Origin of the sequence: Caballeronia arationis (genome assembly GCF_001544975.2) — a bacterium.
Classification (GTDB): Bacteria; Pseudomonadota; Gammaproteobacteria; order Burkholderiales; family Burkholderiaceae; genus Caballeronia; species Caballeronia arationis.
The window spans coordinates 115838-137255 of the sequence record NZ_FCOG02000011.1 but is presented as its reverse complement, the minus strand read 5'-3'; the positions used below and the strand labels follow the sequence as shown (position 1 = coordinate 137255).

20 protein-coding genes are annotated in these 21418 nt (G+C 57.4%); 2 read left to right on the top strand and 18 right to left on the bottom strand.

What is annotated here, in order from left to right:
• Positions 1-18: 18 nt before the first annotated feature.
• Entirely contained in the window at positions 19-2268 is a 2250-nt protein-coding gene (locus AWB81_RS09300) for a hypothetical protein (protein ID WP_087134868.1), read from the bottom strand.
• A gap of 121 nt (positions 2269-2389) precedes the next feature.
• On the opposite strand from AWB81_RS09300, the gene AWB81_RS09295 reads away from it, so the two are divergent.
• Positions 2390-2758: a hypothetical protein gene (locus AWB81_RS09295; protein WP_062634466.1), complete on the top strand. Its 369-nt coding sequence runs from the start codon at positions 2390-2392 to the stop codon at positions 2756-2758.
• A gap of 69 nt (positions 2759-2827) precedes the next feature.
• Here AWB81_RS09295 and AWB81_RS09290 read toward each other — a convergent pair whose 3' ends face one another.
• From AWB81_RS09290 to AWB81_RS09220, 15 genes are all read right to left on the bottom strand, one after another.
• Positions 2828-4330 carry a hypothetical protein gene (locus AWB81_RS09290; RefSeq protein ID WP_062634458.1) on the bottom strand — a complete coding sequence of 501 codons (1503 nt, stop codon included), beginning with the start codon at positions 4328-4330 and terminating at the stop codon, positions 2828-2830.
• Between the two features lie 36 nt (positions 4331-4366).
• Positions 4367-5878, bottom strand: a complete 1512-nt coding sequence (locus AWB81_RS09285) for a hypothetical protein (protein WP_062634456.1) — start codon at positions 5876-5878, stop codon at positions 4367-4369.
• A 2-nt stretch (positions 5879-5880) separates the two neighbouring features.
• Positions 5881-7443 (bottom strand): hypothetical protein, encoded by a 1563-nt coding sequence (locus AWB81_RS09280; protein ID WP_062634454.1) that lies wholly within the window; start codon positions 7441-7443, stop codon positions 5881-5883.
• Between the two features lie 65 nt (positions 7444-7508).
• Positions 7509-8135, bottom strand: coding sequence for a hypothetical protein (locus AWB81_RS09275; RefSeq protein WP_144444121.1), 627 nt, complete (start codon positions 8133-8135; stop codon positions 7509-7511).
• A 146-nt stretch (positions 8136-8281) separates the two neighbouring features.
• Positions 8282-9025, bottom strand: a complete 744-nt coding sequence (locus AWB81_RS46400) for a hypothetical protein (protein WP_062634449.1) — start codon at positions 9023-9025, stop codon at positions 8282-8284.
• A gap of 98 nt (positions 9026-9123) precedes the next feature.
• Positions 9124-9987, bottom strand: a complete 864-nt coding sequence (locus AWB81_RS09265) for a hypothetical protein (RefSeq protein WP_062634447.1) — start codon at positions 9985-9987, stop codon at positions 9124-9126.
• Between the two features lie 4 nt (positions 9988-9991).
• Entirely contained in the window at positions 9992-11110 is a 1119-nt protein-coding gene (locus AWB81_RS09260; RefSeq protein ID WP_062634445.1) for a hypothetical protein, read from the bottom strand.
• On the bottom strand, positions 11097-11726 hold the full coding sequence (locus AWB81_RS09255; protein WP_062634443.1) for a hypothetical protein: 630 nt from the start codon (positions 11724-11726) through the stop codon (positions 11097-11099). Before AWB81_RS09255 ends, AWB81_RS09260 begins: the two co-directional genes overlap by 14 nt.
• A gap of 11 nt (positions 11727-11737) precedes the next feature.
• Positions 11738-12340, bottom strand: a complete 603-nt coding sequence (locus AWB81_RS09250; RefSeq protein ID WP_062634441.1) for a hypothetical protein — start codon at positions 12338-12340, stop codon at positions 11738-11740.
• Positions 12337-12771 (bottom strand): hypothetical protein, encoded by a 435-nt coding sequence (locus AWB81_RS09245; protein WP_144444120.1) that lies wholly within the window; start codon positions 12769-12771, stop codon positions 12337-12339. The genes AWB81_RS09250 and AWB81_RS09245 overlap by 4 nt, the downstream gene beginning before the upstream one ends.
• A gap of 122 nt (positions 12772-12893) precedes the next feature.
• Positions 12894-13514 (bottom strand): hypothetical protein, encoded by a 621-nt coding sequence (locus tag AWB81_RS09240; RefSeq protein ID WP_144444119.1) that lies wholly within the window; start codon positions 13512-13514, stop codon positions 12894-12896.
• 13 nt (positions 13515-13527) lie between these two features.
• On the bottom strand, positions 13528-15054 hold the full coding sequence (locus AWB81_RS09235) for a hypothetical protein (RefSeq protein WP_062634435.1): 1527 nt from the start codon (positions 15052-15054) through the stop codon (positions 13528-13530).
• A 422-nt stretch (positions 15055-15476) separates the two neighbouring features.
• Entirely contained in the window at positions 15477-17444 is a 1968-nt protein-coding gene (locus AWB81_RS09230) for a hypothetical protein (protein ID WP_062634433.1), read from the bottom strand.
• An 885-nt stretch (positions 17445-18329) separates the two neighbouring features.
• Entirely contained in the window at positions 18330-18875 is a 546-nt protein-coding gene (locus AWB81_RS09225) for a hypothetical protein (RefSeq protein WP_062634430.1), read from the bottom strand.
• Positions 18876-18994: 119 nt separating this feature from the next.
• Positions 18995-19468, bottom strand: a complete 474-nt coding sequence (locus tag AWB81_RS09220; RefSeq protein WP_144444118.1) for a hypothetical protein — start codon at positions 19466-19468, stop codon at positions 18995-18997.
• 204 nt (positions 19469-19672) lie between these two features.
• Between AWB81_RS09220 and AWB81_RS09215 the strand changes: the two genes are divergently transcribed.
• On the top strand, positions 19673-20836 hold the full coding sequence (locus AWB81_RS09215) for a hypothetical protein (protein ID WP_144444117.1): 1164 nt from the start codon (positions 19673-19675) through the stop codon (positions 20834-20836).
• Here AWB81_RS09215 and AWB81_RS09210 read toward each other — a convergent pair.
• Both AWB81_RS09210 and AWB81_RS09205 read right to left on the bottom strand, forming a co-directional pair.
• Entirely contained in the window at positions 20800-21207 is a 408-nt protein-coding gene (locus AWB81_RS09210; RefSeq protein WP_062634424.1) for a hypothetical protein, read from the bottom strand. The genes AWB81_RS09215 and AWB81_RS09210 overlap by 37 nt on opposite strands.
• Positions 21204-21395 carry a hypothetical protein gene (locus AWB81_RS09205; RefSeq protein WP_062634422.1) on the bottom strand — a complete coding sequence of 64 codons (192 nt, stop codon included), beginning with the start codon at positions 21393-21395 and terminating at the stop codon, positions 21204-21206. The genes AWB81_RS09210 and AWB81_RS09205 overlap by 4 nt, the downstream gene beginning before the upstream one ends.
• Positions 21396-21418: the final 23 nt, after the last annotated feature.

Sequence of the window (21418 nt, the reverse complement as noted above, 5' to 3'; positions counted from 1 at the left end):
CTGGCCGGACGTCGATCTTCAATGAGTGAGTGCTGCTTGCTGTTGTGCCATGTTTCCACTGCGCCCTTTCCAGGAGGGCGAGTAGGGTCGGTAGACGAACTGGACGCCTGCACATGCGAGGATGTGCTTGACCAATTGCAGGGGACGCGAGTTGCCGTACGGAATGACCGAACGATCGACTGCGTTGTACATGTTGGTCGGTTCCTCTGCGTCGAGGATCGCGTTGCAGACCATCTCGTGCGTTTGCGGGTTGTTGTTGCGGTCCATGACTTCCGCCGACGCACGCGGGCCAACATACGACGCCAAGATCCGCTTCTCTGCCTCGCCCCATGCACGAATCGACTGCGCACGGTAGGGCAGGGCGTACTTGTCGGCATTGGTCACCTGAGACAGAACGCCGTAATGCTGCGTCTTGCCCGATGACACGGCTGTCCAATCGTCCGCGATCTTTTCCAGCAGGATGATGTACACGCTGCCAATCCGAACCGGAACCTTGGTTGTTACGCGGCGGCCGGAGTTGCCGACGTAAGTTACCGGTCCGTAGGTCGACGGATAGCTGGCTTCGAGCATCCGAACGATGTCGCTCGACTCACGGGGATTGTTCGTCGGCAGATGCAGGTAGATGCCGTTGCGAACCACTTCGGCCAAGTGCTCGGCGCGCGTCTTGAGGTACGCACCGCCTTCGAACCACGAGTGCATGACAGGCGCGACGATTTCGTAGTAGCCCATCAAGTAGTTCCACGCGTGATCGAACACCGGCTTGTTGCTCGCCTCGATCTCCTGCACTTTCGACAGCGTTTGACGGTCGTTCTCACCGATGCCGAACCAGGCACGAATCTGCTTGGCCACATCCCGTGAGTGCGCGTTGATGTAGATCTCGTACTTGCGGCCGAGATTCATCCGTGACACGGTCGAGTTCGGGTCCATCACGATGTCAGCGCGGTTGCCGTCCGCGTCGACGGGCATGTGGTCGGCCGGCACGACGTTACAAATCACGCCCTTACCGCCGTGCGTGTCGGTGAGCTTGAAACCGATCGTCGGCGTGACGTCGTACTCGATCGTGAACTCGATGCGCCAGTCATCCAGCGGAGCCTTGCGATAAAGCGGGTAGATGCGCTCCTTCGACTCCTGCACTACAAACAGCGCTTCGACCACGAGTCGATGGAACTCTGGGGTGAGACGCAGCGATTCCTTGCGCTCACGCTCGAGGCGTCGCCATTCGTAGACGATGTCCGAGTAGAACTGACGGCGTGCACGGTCGTAGCGATCAGCCTGAGCATCCATGCCCATCGGCGTCGGCGAGTGGTTCGCACGCGTGTCGTGCTGAACACGAACGTCGATGACGCGACCGCCAGCTCCGTCTGCGTAGATCATCTTGTCAAAGACGTGGTCGATCTCCATCAGATCGTACGTGCCTTGCTCGACAATCGCCAGCTCACGGTCGAAGCTCTTCGGATCCTTGTCATGTGGACGCAGCGCCATCAGCACGCCGTCCTCGCGAACGAATTCGCCGATGTCAGGGAACGCCTTGAAATTGCCCTCGTCGCCGTAGAGATTGAGCGGATAGGCCTTGCTGCCGAACTCGACGACACGCGTCTCGTACTTCTTGAAGCCGAATTCTTTGAGCACCTCCGCACTGATCATGATGCCGTCCTCAGAGGTGACCGGATGGCTCATGTACGCGATGTTGCACTCGCGTCCGTACTTGTAGCCGCCGGTGTCCGTCACCGAGGGAGAATCCGTGAGGATCGTGCCTTCCTTCAGATAACTACCGACGCGAATGTCGGAGAGCGCGGGCTTGATCGCGTTGCGAAACCCGAGGTACGAGTGATACGACGTGTGCGTCGTAAGGTTGATGCAGCCGATCTCCTTCGTATGGACGTTCTCGTAGATGATCACGCTGTGCGGATTGTCCTGACGGCGCTTGAGCACAGTGTCTTGGCCGAACGTTTCGCGGTAGCGATCGATCACCTTGATCACTTCGCAGTCGACCGGAACCTTGGCCGAAAACGTGTACTTCCCGAACTCGCGTTCCGTACCCGATTGGCAGCGACGTTCGGTCGATCCCTTGATCACGAGGCACTGTCCGACGTGAGACGAAAACATTTGTTTGCGGGCTGCCGAGTTATGGCCGTCCCAGGGATTCAACCCGCAAACGTTCATGAGCTCCGGGTCGAGCTCATTCGGTTCTTCCAGTAGTACACCCGAGCGACGAAGCGCGGATGTCATGGGGGCGACGCTCGCAGTCAGACTGGCGGTGTCCATCATGCGTATTCCTTGTGAAGATGCTTGAATTTGTTATCAGTGTGTTTTCACTGTGACCAAAGCAGCTGCGCCGCTTCAGAGTAGTGATATGTAACCGTGATTCTTTTGAGACGGATTTCTAACAATGGCCTCAACTTCCAGCACATCCGGCAACGCCATTAACGCCCTCATGTTTGATCCTGGTCCTTCCGTCTATTACACGGACGGCTTTCGCCAGGTGCTCGAGGACCACATGACGTACCTGCGGCAACATCAGTCGACGCAGCTCATGTCCGTGAGCCCTCAGGCTGCCTGGGAAAACGATCAGGATCTTTTTGGGTTCTTGCAGGTGGTGAACCTGCAGCCGCAATTTCATTGGGTGACGATGCGGATGAACAACTTTTCGTCTCCAACGGAGTTCGGCACCGGCGTCACGCGACTACTTATTCCGTCAAGCGTTGTCCTCGAACAACTGCGTTCCGCCTACATGACCAGTAATGTCTTGACGTCGTAACGCAAAAAAAGACAGGGTCGGAGAAGAGGGCGTGAGCTCTCTTCTCCGGCTTATGCCGTCAGACCTGATTTAGACCAAACGACCATTCGCGGGCGGGTAATAACCACCCTGCGGCTGCTGATACCCCTGCTGCGGATACATCGGTTGCTGTTGCGGATACATCGGTTGGCTCTGCTGATTTGCCCAGCGCGAACCTTGCTGCTGCATCGGTGCTTGCTGCTGAGGAGTCGGATAGCCACCGGTCGCATACACGACCGAGGGATTTGTCGCCAGGACCGAGTTAAAGTCCAGTCCACGGCCCGTGTGCACGAGATGCGGCGGTTGTTGCTGCGGTGCCGGTGCTTGCGGGTAATAGCCGTTCGTCACCGTCGGCTGCTGGTAGACCGGTTGACGGTGCGGCTGAACAGGCGGTTGCTGGCGGTGCGTTGCGGTCATCCACGCTTCCTGGTGCTGCTGCTGCATCGCGCGCTCTGCTTCACGTTGCGCAAGGAACCCGTCAAGCGGCTGACGAGCTCCCGAAACCGGCGAAGCGCTCGGTACTGCAACAGGTGCAGGTACCACGACCGGAACCGGCGCCGCTTGCACGATCGGAGCCGGTGCGACAGGTGCCGTCGGTTGCGGATACGACGCGGGCATTGCGGTAGTTGCAGGTTGGGCCACAACCGGCGGTTCACCGGACGACCCTTCATTGCCAGCCTGCATCGGAACCTTACGGATTTCCGACAGCATCACGCCGAGGTTGTCGAAGGTGCGTTCCCACTCGCAGTTGATCGCGAGATCGGTCGCCGGATTGGTTTCGTCGCCGAGCTGGTTCTCGAACGTACTCGTGAGATCGTTGAGCGGTGCGATGACGGCCAGCGATGCCTGCATCAGCGCATCCAGGTTCGGAGCCACGTCCGAGTCCGAGCCGCGGTGATACGATCCTTCCACGTCGATCTGAGGGAACATGAATTCCATCAACGCGATCAACGTTTCCTTGTCCTTCACCCGACACTTGATGCCGTAGATGTCGTTCCCATCCTTCTTCAGTTCCTGATACAGCGGGAACGTCACGACACCAACGCGCTTGTGGCGCTTTCCACCGACCGAACCGGTCTTCTTCAGGAAGATCGTGATGATGCGACGCGCAGTCTGATCCGACGGCATCGCAGCCAGCACCTTCTTGAACAGGTCGTAGGTCTTGTCGTCGGCGTTCTTGACCTTCGACAGGAACTCGGACTGATCCGGGGCGAGTTGCGCGTGCAAATCGGTCGAGATCGCGATCGAAAGGAGCTGGAGCATCAGTTCGGCCGCGACCAGGTTGAAGCGCACCATCAGCATCGAACGGAACTTCTCCAGCACTTCCGATTCGCCACGCGTGATCGATTCCGCGAGCGGATGGAACAGCACGATCTGGCTCTTGTCCGGATTCGCGAGATGTTCAGGCGACGGCAGTGCGAGGCGCTTGCCCTTGATCAGCACCGGCATCGTCTGATTCATGAGCTTTCCGGAAACCAGGTTGTCGCTCGTGACGACCAGGTTCGCGGTCTGCATGAGCCACTTGTACAGCTCGATCAGATTGGGAGTTGTCATGTTTTCTCTAGGGTCCGTTGCCGAACCCGTTCCTTGTTAGATAAGACCGAACTGCGGCGTGGCGAGTCCTTCTGACGTGCCCGGCATGCCGGTGTGGTCGTTCAGGTGATGGAACACCTGCTCGAAGTCGCGCGAGAGTTGCAGGTTCAGGTTTTCGTTGTTCGTGATGACGGGCACCATCAAGGCATCCGCGAAGCTCGGCGTCACGTAGGTGATCGGAGGACCGCCGTCGAGCGCAAGCTTGATCCACGTCTCGCCCAACAGGTCGGCACGCATTTCGATGTGGAAGTCGACCGCGTTCTTGAACGAGATGTCGTTCAGGACCATGTGTTCGAGCTTCACAATGAAGTGCTGCAAGTAAGGTCCGAGGTCGTTCGAGCTGAAGCCCTCGGCGTTGGCGATGGCGGTGCTGACCGGCGAAGTTGCAGCATCCATCGGCATGCTCATTGGCATGGAATTGGACAGGACCCGACGGTTGGTCGTCGTGAACGCCAGCTGCGTGAGCGTGAGCTCCATCATCAGTGCCGGAACTGCCTGACTGAGAATCGTCGCCACTTGCGTGAGACGATCAGAGCCGCCCCAGTCTTGCGACATGCCCGACCCCGCGATGTGCGCCTCACCCAGCGCTGGCGCCGCGTGGTTCGTCTGGCCGAGCGCCGCCACGACCGTCACGTTGTCGACGTTCGGATCAAGACGCTGCAGATCGTTCCAGGTGAAGAAGTTCGAGACGACGCCGTCGCGGAACTTAGTCATTGCCTGGAAGAACGAGTTGTAACCGATCGGCTGTTCCTGCGCGTAACCACGGGCTGTTTCCAGCACATCCGTTTCCTGCTGCACGCCGAATGCGTTATCGACCGTCGCCTTCTTGTAGTTGTCGAGCAAGTTCGCTGCGTAGTCCGCTGCGAGGTTATTGCCACGACGCGACGCGACCGGCGTTCCCGACAACACCGTGCGGCAGTCGACCACATCGCCGAGACCTTGCAGATGGTTCAGTGACATCGTGGCGTACACATCCTCCGGACGCATGCGGTGAGTCCGGTTGGGGGTGTAAGCGTCGATGTATGCCGGGTCGACGAGCACGTGCGCATTCTCTGCGACGTTGGTGTAGGTCTGGTTGCCGAACGGCGTGTGCTCGAGTGTCGTGCGAACGGTCACAACAGAGTTCACGAAGAATTCCATCTTCGGATCGATGTGATTCGAATGGAAGATCACGCCGGGATAGTTCGTGTAGCCCAAGATGATGCTGGTGGACGTACCGCCCGCCATGTAGCGGTTTTCCACTTCCATCATGAACCGCATGCGGCGCTCGCCCCAGCCATTTACGATGCCGGCTGCTTGTTCCGCGGTGGCCGACGGCGCGATAACCTGGTTCGCTACACCTGCCAGCAGAGACGGCGTGTACTTCTGCGTGCCGGCCAGCGCTTCGCTGAGCTGGTTGAGCGTGTGTCCCTGAAGGTTGGTCTCGTAGGGCCGACGATACTGCGTGTTATAGGTGCCGGTTTCCATCAGGAACAGGCGTTTGACGTGCATGCGGGCGGCTTGATTCATTATTAGAAACTCCTTGATGCCAGCGCAATGGACAGTTGCGCCAGTTTAATTTTGATGTTGCCGGGCACGGCGTAGAAGCGGTCGTGCTGATTGCCAGTGAGTTGTCCAACCCACTCGGCGGGCAGCGTGAGGCGCCAGTCGTGCTCGCTTAACTGCTTGGAAATGAGATCGATCGCAACTTCGGCCGAAGTCGGGAGTCGCGGGGCTTTCTGCTTACCGGGTTGACGACGGGGATGCTTGTACAGCGCTGAGAGCTGGTCGATCATCGGCGAGGGGATTTTCGCTTTCGAATCGGTACTCGTCAGGTGCATTACGTCCTCGTTCGATCGTGCGATTGCACTCACGAGGCCGGCGAGCTCGGGATAGCCCTTGTGCCAATAAATGGCTTGCGCAGCGGCGATGGCCTGAAGCTTGGAGGAGATCTTCAGGTGATGGATACCACGCGGCTGCAACTGCCGACGACTCTTCAGCGCGAACATCACGAGAAGCGTCTGCGGCTTACAGTGGATCTCGTTCTCGAGCGCCTTCACGGACTCGAGCGACATCTCCAGAAGCTCCGGCGGCATGTCCGGCGCGATCTGCTGTGCGATGTGACGCATGTCGCGAGCGTACATCCGGATAGGCGCGATCTTGCCTTCCGCGACCGGCAGCTTGACCTTGCAGCTTTCCAACTTCGACTGCTGGTTTTCGGTGTCTTGGTTCTGGCCCTCGACTTTCTTTTCCTTCACGATTCCGCTGAAACCGCTATCGGAACCGCCTCGCGTCTTGTACTTGATGAAGTTGAAGATCCGGCTCACCAGATGCGAGTTCGGATCGACACCGCGCACGTCGCCAAAGGCGAGCTTGCGAACAAGCACCTGACCCATGATCAACGCGGGAAAGTCTTCGACACTGATGCCCTTGAAAATGTGCGCGCTATTGGCCACGTCCATCTTCTTCGGATCGCTCGGAATCATGGATTCCACGTACGTGCGCAGTCGCTCCATGTGGGCCGATTGCGCCATGCGAGTTTGCGAGAGCAACTGATACGCGTGAAACTCTTTCCAATTGGTCCCGCACTCTTCCTTCACCATCGCGATGAATTCGCCCCAGATCGGGAAAATCACGCGCAGCGCGACAGAGATTGCGATAAGCCAGCCGTAGTCTTCACGGAGATACGTGCCTTCACGCGTGCCCGGCATCTCGTGCATGACGAAATGCTCTTTCAGATCCGCCGGGTGGTAGATGTTCGCGTGAAAGTCGATCCAGTGCTTGACGTCTTCGAGCTCGTGCAGCTGGTAAAGCTTGGCCACCATTCCGTACAGAAAAAGGGTCAGCTGGTTCGTGCCGTAGTACATCCCAAACACTTCCTTGATCTGACGGTAGATCGAAAAAATCTCGTTCTGCCGCTCCATCGGCAGATGTTCCCAGAACGCGTTGATCTGCTCGAAGATGTCGTATTCGAGGTCCTTAATTATGTTTTTGAATTCGGAAATATTCCATTCAATACTCTGTCCCTGATGCGTAAGCGTCACCTCGGTCCGACTGTTGTCGACCAGACCGATTTTGCTGATTTGCAGTTCCAAAACTGATCTCCTTAGGAACATTAACTACAAGCTGTCAGGGTGGTGATATATCACCGAAACATTTCTCAATCGATGTAACGACCGGTCCAGCCCCTGTGGTGTTTCCGTCTTCCTGCGAAGACGTCGTAGATAGCGAAGGCGTTCAAGCGGTTTGCGATGCAAAAGTCCTTCACGTTCCGACCGGTGTGCCGAATGCCGCTCGGGTCGATCAGCTCGAAATTCCGCGCTAACTTGTCTGCCTGGGAAGCTCTGGCAGGGTCGTTAAGCTTTGTTCGGCCTGTTTTCGTTTCGGACATTCGCCGGACTTGGTCTGAGTTGTCCTTTGTCAACCCCGTCATCCTCTCGGAGGTCTTCCGAGAGAGAATCTCGTTCCGTTCAACGTATCGGCCATTTGCTTTGGCTTCAGCGACGTTTTGCTCCAGAGTGATGAAGCGACAGCTGCGTTCCGTATAAGGACCTACGTCACCTTCTCTTCCCAGTACAGAGCGGCCTTGCTTTCCGCCGATTTGACTCGGCTGAACGATCCGCGCCTCGACGACTTTTTTAACGTACTGATCAAACGTCAGTGCAGAGGTCATCCCGCGCTGCCGTGCGCTTGATCTGTGTCCTCGGTATTTCCTTAACCACGACGCCGTATCACGCTCGTCAAGTCCTCCGGATTTCACAATCAAAGCAGCTTCTTCCAAATTCATCTCGCGCCCCCTTTTTGATGCCATTTATCGGGGTTGTATATCGTTGACACTTCGTTCAATGCGGTCTGGGGTCAAAGAACCGGTCAAGCCCCACAAGCCTGACCGGTTCCTCAACTAACTCAGCATTTCAACTGCCTTAAACCCGCTTACCAGGGAATGTCGTCCGACACTTCTTCAGTCGAACCGCCGCCACCACCGCCGCCACTGCCACCACCGCCACCGCCGTAGCTATTGCCACGGTTGCCGCCACCGCTGTTGTTGCGGTTGAAGCCACCGCCGCCGCCACGGTTACCGCCACCGTTGTCCTTCTTCTCCGGCTCGACCCACTCCGTCACCAGCAAATGCGCCATCATGTTTTCCATGAGACGGATCCAGCCGCGAGCGAAAAGCGCCGACTGCTCGCCGTTGCTGTACTGCTCGCCGGTCTTGTGGAACAGCGTGTGGAAGTCGCTCTTACCGAACGGGAACTTGATGCGGGGCCGATCACGCGCGGTCACCGAAACCCACACGACACCTTCCGCGTCCTTGCCGAAGTGCAGTTCCGACTGCACGACCGGCGATTCGCTGCGCTTGCCGCCCGGGAAGATGAAGTTCTTGTTTTCGATCTTCACCTTTTCTTCCTGGCCAGCGGGACCGTCGATGATCTTCGTCAGTGCGCCGAGGAACACCATGAACACTTGCGCGTCGAGGTTCGCGGAGATCTTGCCGTACTGCTTCGATTCGCCCTGGTCGTCCGGATCGTTCGTGTAGACCGTGATGCGGGGATTGTTCGAGAAGAGGTTGACCTGCAGGCTCGACCACTTGCCCTTGGCCGTGGGGCAGGGCGTCGAGAGATGCAGCTTGCGGTTGTCAAATGCAATCTTCTTTCGTTCTTTGCGGAAGTCGCTCATTTTCTTTGTAATCCGATGTTCTAAGCATGCTTGTCAAGGGGTGACAAACGATACCCACGATGAATAAAAAATCCCCAGTCGAATCGTGTTCCCCGCACCTATTGACCGGTAACGATGTTCTTCAAAGTCTCCCGCGTGAAGGGATCCTGGATGAACTCGAGTCCCAAGCGCACCTTGTCGGTGGTTGTAACGCTCGTCCAGTGAAAACGGTTGGCAATCTCGATAACCTCCTTTCGAACTTTGATCGGCATCGGAACGAACGTTTCGTTATCGCCAAAGACCTGCATGAGGTCTTCGCGAAACGGCAGCATGATCAGGTCGCGCCCATTGGTGTACTTCGTGTACCAGAGCGCTTTGTCTTTAAGTCGTCCCGTATGCGATTCCAGCAGCGTGACGCTGCGAAAGTTTTTAGCCGAGAGCAGGTCGTACGCGACGTGCGTCAACAGCAGAAGCTTCGGCGTGACTTCTTGAAGTGGGCTGAGCAGACGATCGAAAGTCAGGATCGGAAAGGGCCGCGTCTTGTTTTCAGCCAGCATGAGCGCGAGCGTCTTCTTCAGAATGGCCGAGTACTCCATCTGCTTAGGGGTGTTGTCCTTACGCAGGGTGGCGTAGCGATAGCGCGGGACGAGATTCGTCATGTTGTTCACGTAGAACACGACCTTGCAGCGACCACTGCTGCTCTCGGCGACGATCTGGCTGATCTGCTCCATCTCGTCGTCAAGGTTTGCCGCGATCTCTTCCGGTATCACGCTTCCGGCCGTAACCTTGTCGAGCGCACCAATGAAGTTGCGGAACAAGGTTTTACCGTTGACCCACAGCTCCTCGTACTTGAGGATAGGCGGAGAGTCCACCGGGATTTCCGGGTGAATTCCGTTGGCACTCTCAATCGCCAGCGACGTGGCGACGGAGAGGGGATACTGACCAACAGCACGCTCGGCAATGCCTGCATTCGTCAGCTGCATTCCATCACCTCACCTCATCGATTTTTGTTTGTGCAATGGCGATCATGTCCGCCGAGACGCCCATGGATTGCAGGCGCTCGGAGAGTAGCTCGACAATGTTTTCGCGTGTGATCGTGATAGGCACGAACTCCACCGTTCCCTCTTCAAGCGCGGGCTCCTCCACTTCGTCCGCGTCTTTCGGGTTCTTGCTCCAGACGAACTGCGGATAGATCCGCATTAGCGCATCCATGTCCGCGAACAGCGGATGGTCGTAGTTCGCCTCCAAACGGACCGCCGAGTTATCGGGCAGGTGCTTCACGCGGCGCTCGATTTCGAGCAGCGAGTCCTCGACCGACATGTGCATGCAGTACACCGTGATGAATTTGCGGGCACCAGCGTTCTCGACGAACACGACATCGCGATCGCCGTTCGGATGGAAGGTCGCGCGGAAATGTCCCTTCGGCTCTTCTTCACCGTGACCGAGACGATCGAAGGAACCTTGGGCGTAGATCCACTTGTAGGTCGACTGGATATGGACGTGTCCGATGAAGACGCCCATGCGCGTGATCCGGAGATACGCTTCCGAGTCATGCTTCTGTGCTTTGACGTGGGGCGGGAGCTGATATTCGAATTGCCCGTGCATGAACATCAGATCTACCTGTTCGAGTCCTTTGGCTCGGAGCAGGTCGTAGATTTGGCTAAGAGTTTGGTCTGTTGTCGGCGCACTCTCGTCGGGTACGAACCCAACCCAGATGTCCAGGGAGGGTTCGTACTCGACGGAAATGTCTTTAACATATTTGAGATTAGCGCCAATGCCTGCGATCTCATTGATAGAGACGAACCGCTCCGACTGGCGCCAGTCGTGACTCGGCGTCCCCTCGAGGACGTAGAGCACGATGTCGTGCTTTTTGCACAGGCGCAGCAGGTGAGCGATCCAGAAATCGATCTCTACCAAATCTTCGTCATTCAACGACAACAACGTATCGAACACGTCCCCTACGAGGCAGATCATGTCGAGTTCGGCCGTCTCCTCGTTATCCGGGAAGGCGGCCTTCAAGTTCTTGATGATGTCACGCGTCGGTGTGCGCTTAGCGCCGAGATGAATATCACTGACGGTGGCAACTTTGAGGTCAGAAGTCCTCATACTCGGGCTCTTCTCCCTGTGTGGGTGCCGTTCCCGACGCTTGCGCGGGAGCAGCGGCCGGTGCTTGTTCCGCTGCGAAGAGAGGAGGGCGACCGTACCGCGTCAGGATCTCGTTCCACGCGGCAGCGTGTTTGCGGAGCTTGTCGCTCGTGTTCATGAGCGTCGCGCGCTGACCCAAAACGTTGCGCAAATAATTCACGCCCGCCATCGGGTGCAGGTGGGAGTACTGATCCGCCAGCTTGACGACATCCTGAATCGGCGTTAGCCGCCGGTCCGCTGGGTCGCGGACCGGGTTCACACCCTGATAGTCAAACAGGGGTGGCACCCGGAAAAGCACCTTGTCGGTCGCCGGTTCAAACACGTCGACGGACTTGTACGGCGTGCCAGCAATCGAGATCCAGTCGGCAACCGTGACTTTGTGCGGGAGTTCCGCGTCGCCGGCGAGAAGCGGCAGGAAGACTTTCGAGAAGAGATCCTCCGGCAGGCGCGCGACATCTTCCGAAGCGATGGCGTTGAGACTCGCCGCGATCGTATTGATGAAGTTCGACTGGCCCTCTTCGCGTCCGTACGTTACACGAGCGCGTGCTGCTTGAAACTTGTTCGCGGGCTGGTTCATACGCAGACTCCTTAGTCGGCTGCGGGCGTCGGACCGTCAGAGACTTCGGTGACTTTCGCTTGCGGCTTGCTGTAGCCGTTCGGATCGTCGAAGGCCTCGACCACGTTCGGCGTGAGCACGGTGAAGTACAGGAACTGCATGTTGCGCAATCCCAGTGCATGCGCCTGGCGCTTGAGTTCCGCAGCAACGGGGGGCGTTGGGGTTTGCGGGACGTTCTCGTAGACGAAGCGGCCGCGCTCCTGATAACAGAAGAGCTTGAAGTCGACGACCGCGACGTCGTCGGGCTGCTGACCCAGCATCGCGTCTTCGCCATTTTCGAAGACCGGTGTGTAGACAACCACGAAACAGTTCTCCGTCGCGATCGGGAACACCGTCTGAACGATGATCGTACGGTCCTGCTGCAGTTGCGGCTTGGTCAGGACTTCACTAGTCTTCAGGGCATGCGGAAGCTTGCGGTAGTCGAGATATTCGTGTTGCGCGAAATGCACGACGTCGAGGATCGATTTGTTGATCTGGCGAAATAGGCTTTCCAACCAGCCCGGCGTCTTATTCGGCGTGGGCACTTCTTCGAACGCGGGGCCCGGAGGCGTGATGGGTTTGATGTCGGAAATCATGATGCTTGTTGGATGACGTTGGCCGCTACCGACTTTCCGGTGTTGTTCAAATTCACGGCTTTGATGAACTTGGAATTACTTGCCTGGATGAGTCCCGAATACGGGTACGTCACTCCGTCCTCGGTGACCTGCGCGTAAACCATCAGCGTCACGAGACTGGTCCCGTCGCTGTTGTCGCTCGCGACTTGGACGGTCGCGTCGTCGTAGTAGCGCTGCAGGTACGTTTCCATCGCGACCTGAATCGCCTGACACGTGCCGGGGATGTCACCAGCGTGCTTCTCGATCACATACTGAATGCTGGTGATGTTGCCGGGGTACATGTACGTCTGGTTGTTCATCGACTCGTAGATGTGCGCCATCAACAAGTCGGCTTTCTGCTGCGGGGATACGACCCAGCCAGCAGTAGACAGAGACGGCACGGGAGTTGGCATGATTGGGACTCACAGTATCTAAGGGAGACATAAAATCTGCCGATCGATACCGTTCGACCAAGCAAAAAAGAAAGGAATACGAAAGGAGACCCGGAAGACCTTCATCTCCCGGGCGTCGTTTCTTAGAGCCTTTCGTTCCACTTCGAGGTCGGATCGTCCTGACCCATCTCGACATACGCGCGGATCACGTCGTGGGTGTTGAGGACGTCTGCCTTCTCCTCAAACTCCAGTTCGCGATCGCCTTCGTGAATCTCGTCGAGATAGTGGTGAACGACCCAGCCACCGTCTTCCGTGTCCTGCACCACGCCGTGATGAATGCGGCGCCAGTCGTACTGCTCAACACCACGACGACCCGGCTCGACGTCGCAATACGTCTGCGAATAGCCATCGCAACGCTGCTGGTGATAGAGCGTACGCACATCTTCCTGCGCCATGATCCAGCGCTGCATCGTGAGCGGGGCATGTTGCAGCCTGCCCAGATCCCAGATGGTCTGGATCTTGTCGCTCATGAAGAGGCTGTCGAATTTGCGCGTCGCTGCCCGCGCAATGCGGATCGCTTCCGAACTGTTGAAGCTGTCGTAGAGATGCTTCGCCGAGTTGAAGAATGCCTGACCGAACTCGGTCAGTGCTCCACTGAACTGCTGGACCTGGTTCTCCAGAAACGCGAGGGTGCCCGGGTGTTTTTGAGCGCCATACACGAGACTGTTGAACGTCTGGGTATTACCCTGAACGACCATTACCATTTCTCACCTCGCGTTAATGAACGGCCGAAACCGGTTCCACCGGAGCGGCTTCGGGAATGGCTGCCATACGACGCAAGACTTCCGGGTCGGCTTGCTCCGGTTCGTCCCAGTGGATCCAGTTGCTGATCGTCGCGATCACGGTCTTCGGCATCGACAGATTGCGCGACACCGTACGCGGCGCGTTCATGTCGAACACGCTCTGATGCGGTGCCAGTCGATACAGCTCCTCGGCCGTCACGAAGTCGAGCGACAGCGTCGCGTTGAGCTGGTCGCCGTCAAAGTCCGCGTTGAAGCCGACCACCGACAGAATGCTCATCGAGATCGTCGGGATCGCGGGCTCGTTCTTCACCTTCGTGATGAACATGGCCTGTGCCGACGAACGCGCCAGCGACGGATTGCGTTGCAGCACGATCGGTACGCCCTTGTACGGCGAACGCTCGATGAAGTCGCGGAACATCTGGTCCAGCATCGGGCAGTACTTCGCTGCATGGTCCAACAGGTACGCATCCGCTTCGGACGGCGTCATGCCTTGGCGCATCATGCGGTTCTTCAGATGCAGTTCGAACACCGCGATCCCGATTCCCCACGGAATGTGGACTTCGTCGTAGTCGTGGCGATCCGTGAGCGAGCTGATCACTGCGCGGAAGCTGAAGTGGGCTCGCGTGCCGTACACGTGCTTACGGAAGATGCCTTCCTTCTTCGCCAACACCGTGCGCATCGTCTCGTCGTAATACTGCGCCGTCTGGATGATCATCTTGATCGTGCGGTTCTCCTTCACTCGCTCGGAGTGGACAGAGAGCGGCGCGTCAATGCCGACCATCATCAGGATCGCATCCACAGCAACAGGTGCGGTCGCGTCCGTGTAAGAGCCGTGGTTCGTGTCTTCGAGCACGAGCAGCGAACGGTTCGGCAGCGGCATGTATTTCGAGAAGACGCAATCGCGCTGTTCCTGCAGCAGCTGCTTAAGCGGGGCGAGCTTTTTCTTGCTGTAGAACTTCAGATTGAACATGAAGTCCATGATCTGATCAAAGTTCTCGACGAAATGGTTGTAGCCGCGCGGGATGTTTGACTTGCGGATGTACTCCATCACAGGCGGCTCCTTCACAGCCGGCTTGTAATTCACGTCCACGATCCAGCGCATCACGTCGAAGTTGCTCTTCTCGAAGCGCTCTGCGATCATCGTCCAGACCGTCGGATTGATCAGCGCGGTAACGCCGTTCGGTGCACGCAGCCAGATCAAGGGCTCGAGATCGCGCTGATGCGGTGCTGTCACCTCGGTGTGGCAGTCCGGACACACGACAGCCTTGATGTACTTCCCGTCGCCGAGCTTGTCGACGCCGACCGTGTTGCCGCAGTCGCATGCGGGGATGTTCGAGAGCAGATCCGAGTTGATCAGATCGTACTTCGTGAAGATCAGGTTGTAGATGTGTTCTTTTTCCTCTTCGGACGTGTCCGAGAGGTCGTTGATGATGATCGGTTCCTTCGACGAGAAGTGATTGAACACTTCGTCTTGGTTCACGAGTTGGAGGAATACGCCCACCGTGTTCTCCTTGCTTGGTGCAACTGCTTGATTGGGGATCGTTTTGCTGCGGTGCTTCTTACGATTGCCTGGGGAAATAAAAATCGCCCTGCAATCTATTCGCGGTAGTGATATATCGCCAAGTTTCGTTTCAACCGTCTAGGAAACCGGCGTCACACGCGGTGCTTACGTCTGCACCGACCTTTCCTCCTCGGGCAGCGCGATGTTCGAGGAGGTGCCGCGAAGAAGCCACGCAAGCGAAACTGCCAACACCAACCAAGCTGCACCAAACAACAACCAAGCATTCATCTTCTTTCTCTTATTGCGCGCGGTGGTCGATCCGCGTCCATGAACCAAAAAAAAACGGCATAAAAGGAGGGGAGAGGGCTTTCGCCCCCTCCGCTCAACTGCACCCCGCGTGAGCGAGGCGCAGACGCTACTGCTTACTGCTGGGACCAGCGGCTGAAGCCAGCGCGGGCGCCATGCTGCTGTTGCTGCTGATGCCCAAAGCCGCGGTTGAACACCGAACCGTTCAGCGAAGACGTGTCCAGACCAGCCGACATCGCGTACGGGTTGACCGCGCGCTCGTACTGGTTCAGATCGGTCATCGGTGCAATGGTGCGAACCGAGAGGCCCGTGTCCTTGCACGCGTTGAGCAGCGCGACGATGAACGCCGGTTCGAAGGTCACGCGGCGTGCGAAGCCGGTGAACTCGACATTGTTCTTGCCGAGGACGCCTTCGATGATCTGCTTGCGCTTCGCCAGACGGACTTGCAGATCCAGGTTGGTGCGAGCGAACGAGTCCGACCATTCGCGTGCGACTTCCGGATCGCGATCGCCGACCATGTTGAGCACGGCCAGGTAATCGACATCGCGCAGATCGCGCTTCACGCCATGACGGTCGACGTACCAACCCAGGTGGATGCGGTTGAATTCGTCGGACGCCACACGCGCGCCGGCCTGGAAGTAGCGGCTGAAGTTGCCATGCGTGAGCACGTTCGCTGCACGGATGATGATTTCATTCGCCTTCTGCCAGTTGTTGCCGTTCAGCTCAGCGGCTGCTGCGAAGATGCCGTTGAACCAGGTCTGCGGACCGCACTCGGGCACGTCCAGCGAGAGGAGCAGCTTCGGCGTGATGACCGAACCGACCAGACGCAGGAGGTGATCGCCTGCCTGACCTTGAACACGCTGGAACGCGTCCGACTTCGTGTCCACGCGCGAACCGAAGCCATTCTGGTTCTTCTCGAAGTTGGCTTCGATGCCGATCGCACCGATGTCCTTCCAGTCCACTTCCGCGCTGTTGTTCATCGGAGCCGGACGGAATGCTTCGACCCATGCGTTGTTCTCAGCCAGCGTGAATGCCGTCACGAGCGCCAGGAGTTGCGCCGGGATCGTGAGTAGCTGCACCGACTCGAGATCGGTCATCACGAAACGCGGGCGGTAACGCTTGAACTCGTCGGGCGACGACGCCTGAGCCGTTTGCTGAACCCACGGATCGAAACGTTGCGTCTGCTGCTCGGTCGGCGCCCACAAGAGGTCCATGTAGCCGCTGATGCGCGAGATTTGCTTCACGCGTTGCGTCTCGCCTTGCTGACCCGGGATTTCCTGGCCGCCTGCGCGGAAGTCGATGACGATGTCGGAGCGAACCGGCGCGCCGACCATGTCACGCGACTGACCGTTGCCGAACGTCGGCTGAACGGTCAGCGAGTTCTCATGCTCGACGGTGCCGAGGTCCACGTCTTGGAAGCCGCCCGGCTGACGAACTTCGAGTTCGGTCTGGCAAGCCGTCGCAGCATTCGCTGCCAGCTCGTGAACCAGCGTCGGGTCTTCGACGTTGAAGTCGCGCGGCACCACGCATGCATCCACCGGCCAGATCGGCATGCCGGCGAACGTGCGCGCCACGGCGCTCAGGACTTCGTCCGACAGCGTCTTGTTGTTGTAGTCGCCACTCACACGCAGAATTTCGACGTTCTGGTTGTTGATCATCTGGTAGCCGACCTGCAGCGGCTCGCTCGAGCCTTCCAGGATGAGGGTGTGGCACGCCACGCCCGTTTCCTTGTTCACCAGATCGCGCATGGCGACGACGATGACCGACTTGACCAGCGACTTCGTGTTGTTGTAGTCGATCGGGATGAGCGTGACTTCGTAGCTCTTGTCGATGCCAGCGAACGCTACTTCGAGCGCCTTGCTGAGCTTCGTGATGACTTCGCTCTGCGGGTTGCGGCCCATTGCCGCGCGCGAGAGGCTGCCGATATCCGACAGACGGGTGCGCTGAATCGGCCGCTGTGCGGCGCTCGCAGCGGCTTGCTGCTGCGGCTGTTGCGCAGGTTGGTCTTGCTGGCGGCTGAATGCTGCGGCCATCGAGGTTTCTGCTGCTGCGCCTTGCTTGTTGCCAGTGTGGTTGACTGCCATGGTTGTTTCCTTTTCTTCTCTAAATCAGGTTAATGATCGCGCGAACACTAATCTTTTCTGTCTAGTGTCAGGGTGGTGATATGTGCCTGAAACTATTTAGAATCAGCGTCGCCGAAAGGCTTTGATACGGACGTGTCTAAGCACTCCTCAATGAGGAGAGAAACTATCAACGGGGATTACGGGGTTGCCGGTCGACCGAGTCTTGCGACTGTGGTCGATGGGTCAGATGGTTAGATCTTCTCCTACAACATATACCGAGCGGCGTAATTTTTTACTAAGTTAATGTCGATTGCGATTGCGATAACAGAGCGCTTGTATGGGCTGGTTATGTTTGAAGTTATTTCGGGCGGTGCGTAGAGGTCGAGCGAGTAGTCGTTCTGGTCGTGCGGAAGAGCGGGTTTTGTTGGCTGCGTCGGAACTTGAAGACGTCCGACGGTCGGTCAAACTTACCTAAGGGTTAACGTGATATCCGGTGAAGAGGCGCGCACTTTACTCCTTTCGTCGGTAAACCTGTGTCATCAAATCAAAATAATTTCTTGCAAAATTTGACTCTAAAGAATCTAGTTGTAAGGTAGCTTTCCGATGTGGCCCTTATCTAGTTCTGCAGACGCTTAAATGCTGAGCGTCCAGGCGGAAATCCTTTCAGTAGGTATTTTTTTCGCGTGTTCCGTGTTGTAAAGCACGTACGTTCGGAAAAACCTATTGACATGGGTGGAACGTGTCTATGTTTTGCGCTGCCGTGGACGCACGGTCAACGTGCAAATTCTCTTCGCTCGGGCGCGCGATTTCTTACAAAACCCTAAGTCGTCACCGGTCGGTCCGACGCCGAACAAGTTTTGACTCGAATTTCGCGGGAGTCAGAAAAGTTACAGATTCAGGTAGGACTTACCTGCGAAAAGTCGCGTTTACTGTTACGAACGCCCCGCTCGACGAGATGACGATCTCCTCCCTGGCGAGCGCCACTTCCCACTGATGCTCCGACATGTCGCCAAAGATGCCCCATCGAATGTCGCGTCTGAGCTCTGCCAAGTAAAGCGGGTAGGAATAACGGTCGCACGGTTTCGGCAATTCCAGAAATAGAGCCGCTTTAGCTTCCGGTTTTTCGGAATCGATGAGTAACCGAGAAACGAGACAGTGCCCGTCCTTATTAATTAGTATTTTCTTGCGAGCACAGAGATTCCGAAGCGCGTCGTTGAACGTGGCCCGCCCAGTTATTTGTACGGCCGAGGAATTGAAGCTGAAGACGGTCTCACCAGTGCTGCCAGTTAGCGCCGGGGGCATGCTGTCACGCCTCCGACGCTGCATCTCGTCGAAGCCGACTTCCATTGACACCCATGCGAATCGTGGCGATTCGATGAAGCCACGCAACCATCTATCGAGGAACTCGTGTTGGTGCGGTGACGTGACGATGATCATTTTCGGTTCCACCATGTCCCTCGCCTGTTAGACACTCCACCCTGCCCGCGCCGTTCGGCGCGATTGGTATACGTCGGTGGGGGGGGGGGAGCAACTGGCCGGAGCCGTCCCTGCCGTTCATGTCGGTGTACGTGTCATCCGACCGGTAAAGCGTCGTTCCGTTGGCATTTGCTGCCGCCGTTAGCAGCGTCAGCGCTGCTAGGCTGGACCGTTGCTGCGTGCGTCGCATATTCGTCTCGTATTGCGCTGTAGTGGTCGATGTAGAAGGGGATCGTGAAGTGTGCGATCGTGCGCACCGGAAGGTAGGTCTCTTCGCGTGGCTCTTCGCCTTCGGCCTTCTTTACCGCGAAGAAAGAGAACTGATCGTTCTGCGAGTCAATCTCCAGGTCAACATAGCAGCGCTGGTTTGCGTACCAATAGAAGCCGAGGTCACCGTTGTCATGCAGCATCGTTCCCGGCAGTGGTAAGCCCTCGGGAATCGTGCGCAGGAATTCGCACGCAAGCAGCACGGCGTGCGGTGTCGGTGGAAGACTTTCGGACGTGTTCCAACCCGGCTTCAGCCTGCCGTAGGCGAGAACCTGCAAGATCGTCGAGTCGAGTGTCTTCACCGTTTGCGCTCCCACTTCGACCGTTCCCACCAGCGACGGCCGCGCTTGTAACGCGATCCCGTTATCACGGGTTCTTCGGGGCCAGCTTCGTGTTCCGGTGTGTCGTCCTCGTGCTGCTTCCGACGAAGCTCTTTCATCTCTTCTGACTCGAACATGGCGGTCTCAATTTTATGAACCTTCAAATCTCCAACTGGATGCGGCGCTATGCACACGCTTTTCAATCTGGTGCCTCGGGCGCTCCAAGGCATCCAAGTACCCCCCTTATGGCCGTATGTTCGGGAGGGGCTCACCCGCAACATTGCGCAGGTGATTAGCTATTACCGGAACGCTCCGATGGCCGTGAAGGGCAATCACATCCTCGTGAAGCTCATCCAAACGGTGAACGTGCCGCTGTCGCACAACCTCGAGCGCTACTACGCGAACGTCGATGCCGTTTCATTAAATCGCGCGACGGCGTTAAAAATGACTTCGTCCATCAATCCAGGAAGGCTGTTCGACGGAGACTTCTACGGGCCAGGACATGATGAGATTGTCGTTGCGCATACCGAGCCGTTTGACTTCGACCGAGCCGATCGGGACTGGCGGAACGTTACGCCGGTGCGAGTGCTTCGGCACCCGAGAAGCGACCTCTACCTGAACCTGCCCAATGGCCATCTCACTGGCACTGAGACGGGGATCGTCGTCATTGCGATCAACATCCCAATGCTGATGGTTCAGTACCGCGCGTTTCGGCGAGATCAGGACCGCATCACAGGCGGACTGGATGGCGAAAAGTCGACGATGATGTTCGTGCACATGTACGTGCTGCCGAATATGATCTTCAGTCACATAGACCAGGCGCTCTTCAATCGCGTTCTCAAACTGCGATCGGGCGAAGAAGTAGGGCAGTCGATCAAGCGCCATCCGTTTGCGCTCATCGACTACACGAGCAAGGTCGACAGCTGCTATGGCATCGTTCTCGAGAATCTGACCAAGACGGGCAAGAATTTCGTGGGCGTGCTGCAGAGCGTGCCGGCGGTCGTCAAGGAAAACATGGAGCAGGCGATGCATGTGCCTGACATGGCGCCGACTCGGCAGGGGATGTGGGGTCTTGCAATCTCTCGGCTTCCCGCGCTGGACTTTGTGCTGACGATGGCAAAGGACACGCCAGAGACGCGGAATCAGGCAGACCTCAACCTAATCAACAGGACGTTCCTAGGCTGGTCGCAGGAGCGTCTGTTCGAAGGCGTAATGGATCCGCTGGTGCAACAAGACGTCATAGAGGAGATACGGGAAATCGAACGCAAGGCAAGCCCTCGCGCTCAACTTCCCAGTATCCCACCTTCAAGATCTCAAGAACACGTCGAACAATCCGGCTCTGCGGTGTAGCCACAGGACCCGCATTCCGGCGGTTGCTGCGACTTCCACAGATCGTTGAGGAAGTTCAAATTCGCCTGCCGCTTTGCAATCGCCTCCGCGAGTGAGGGTGCGTCAACCAACTGCTTGTAGAGTTCGCGGCCAGCGTACGTGGCGACGTTCCCTGCTTCCTTCTGGTTCACGATCACCCTCGCAGCGAAGCCGCGCGACATCAGCTCATCGCGAGCGACCTTGCTTGGAATGTCGCCATCGCCAACCGGTCCACGTTCGATGAGGGCAATGATAGTTTCCGCCCAGCCTCCCGGCAGTACGTCCGTGTCGAACGGTCGATCTTCCCAGGGCGCGTGGTCACGCATCGTGTACGCTGTTTTGATCGTGCTCACGAAGACTCCTTCTCTTTGATCTTGTCCATATGGACCTGGAATTCTTCGCGTGGCACATAGACGAGGAGTTGCTGCCACGCTTCGGTACGCACGGCCTTCGTTTCCAGCGGATGGTTGCCCATGAACTCGACGAGGTGTGCCATATCAGTTTCGATCGCATGGGTCATGATTGCACTCTGGCGTTTCATTGTTTAAATGCTCCTTAGGGCCT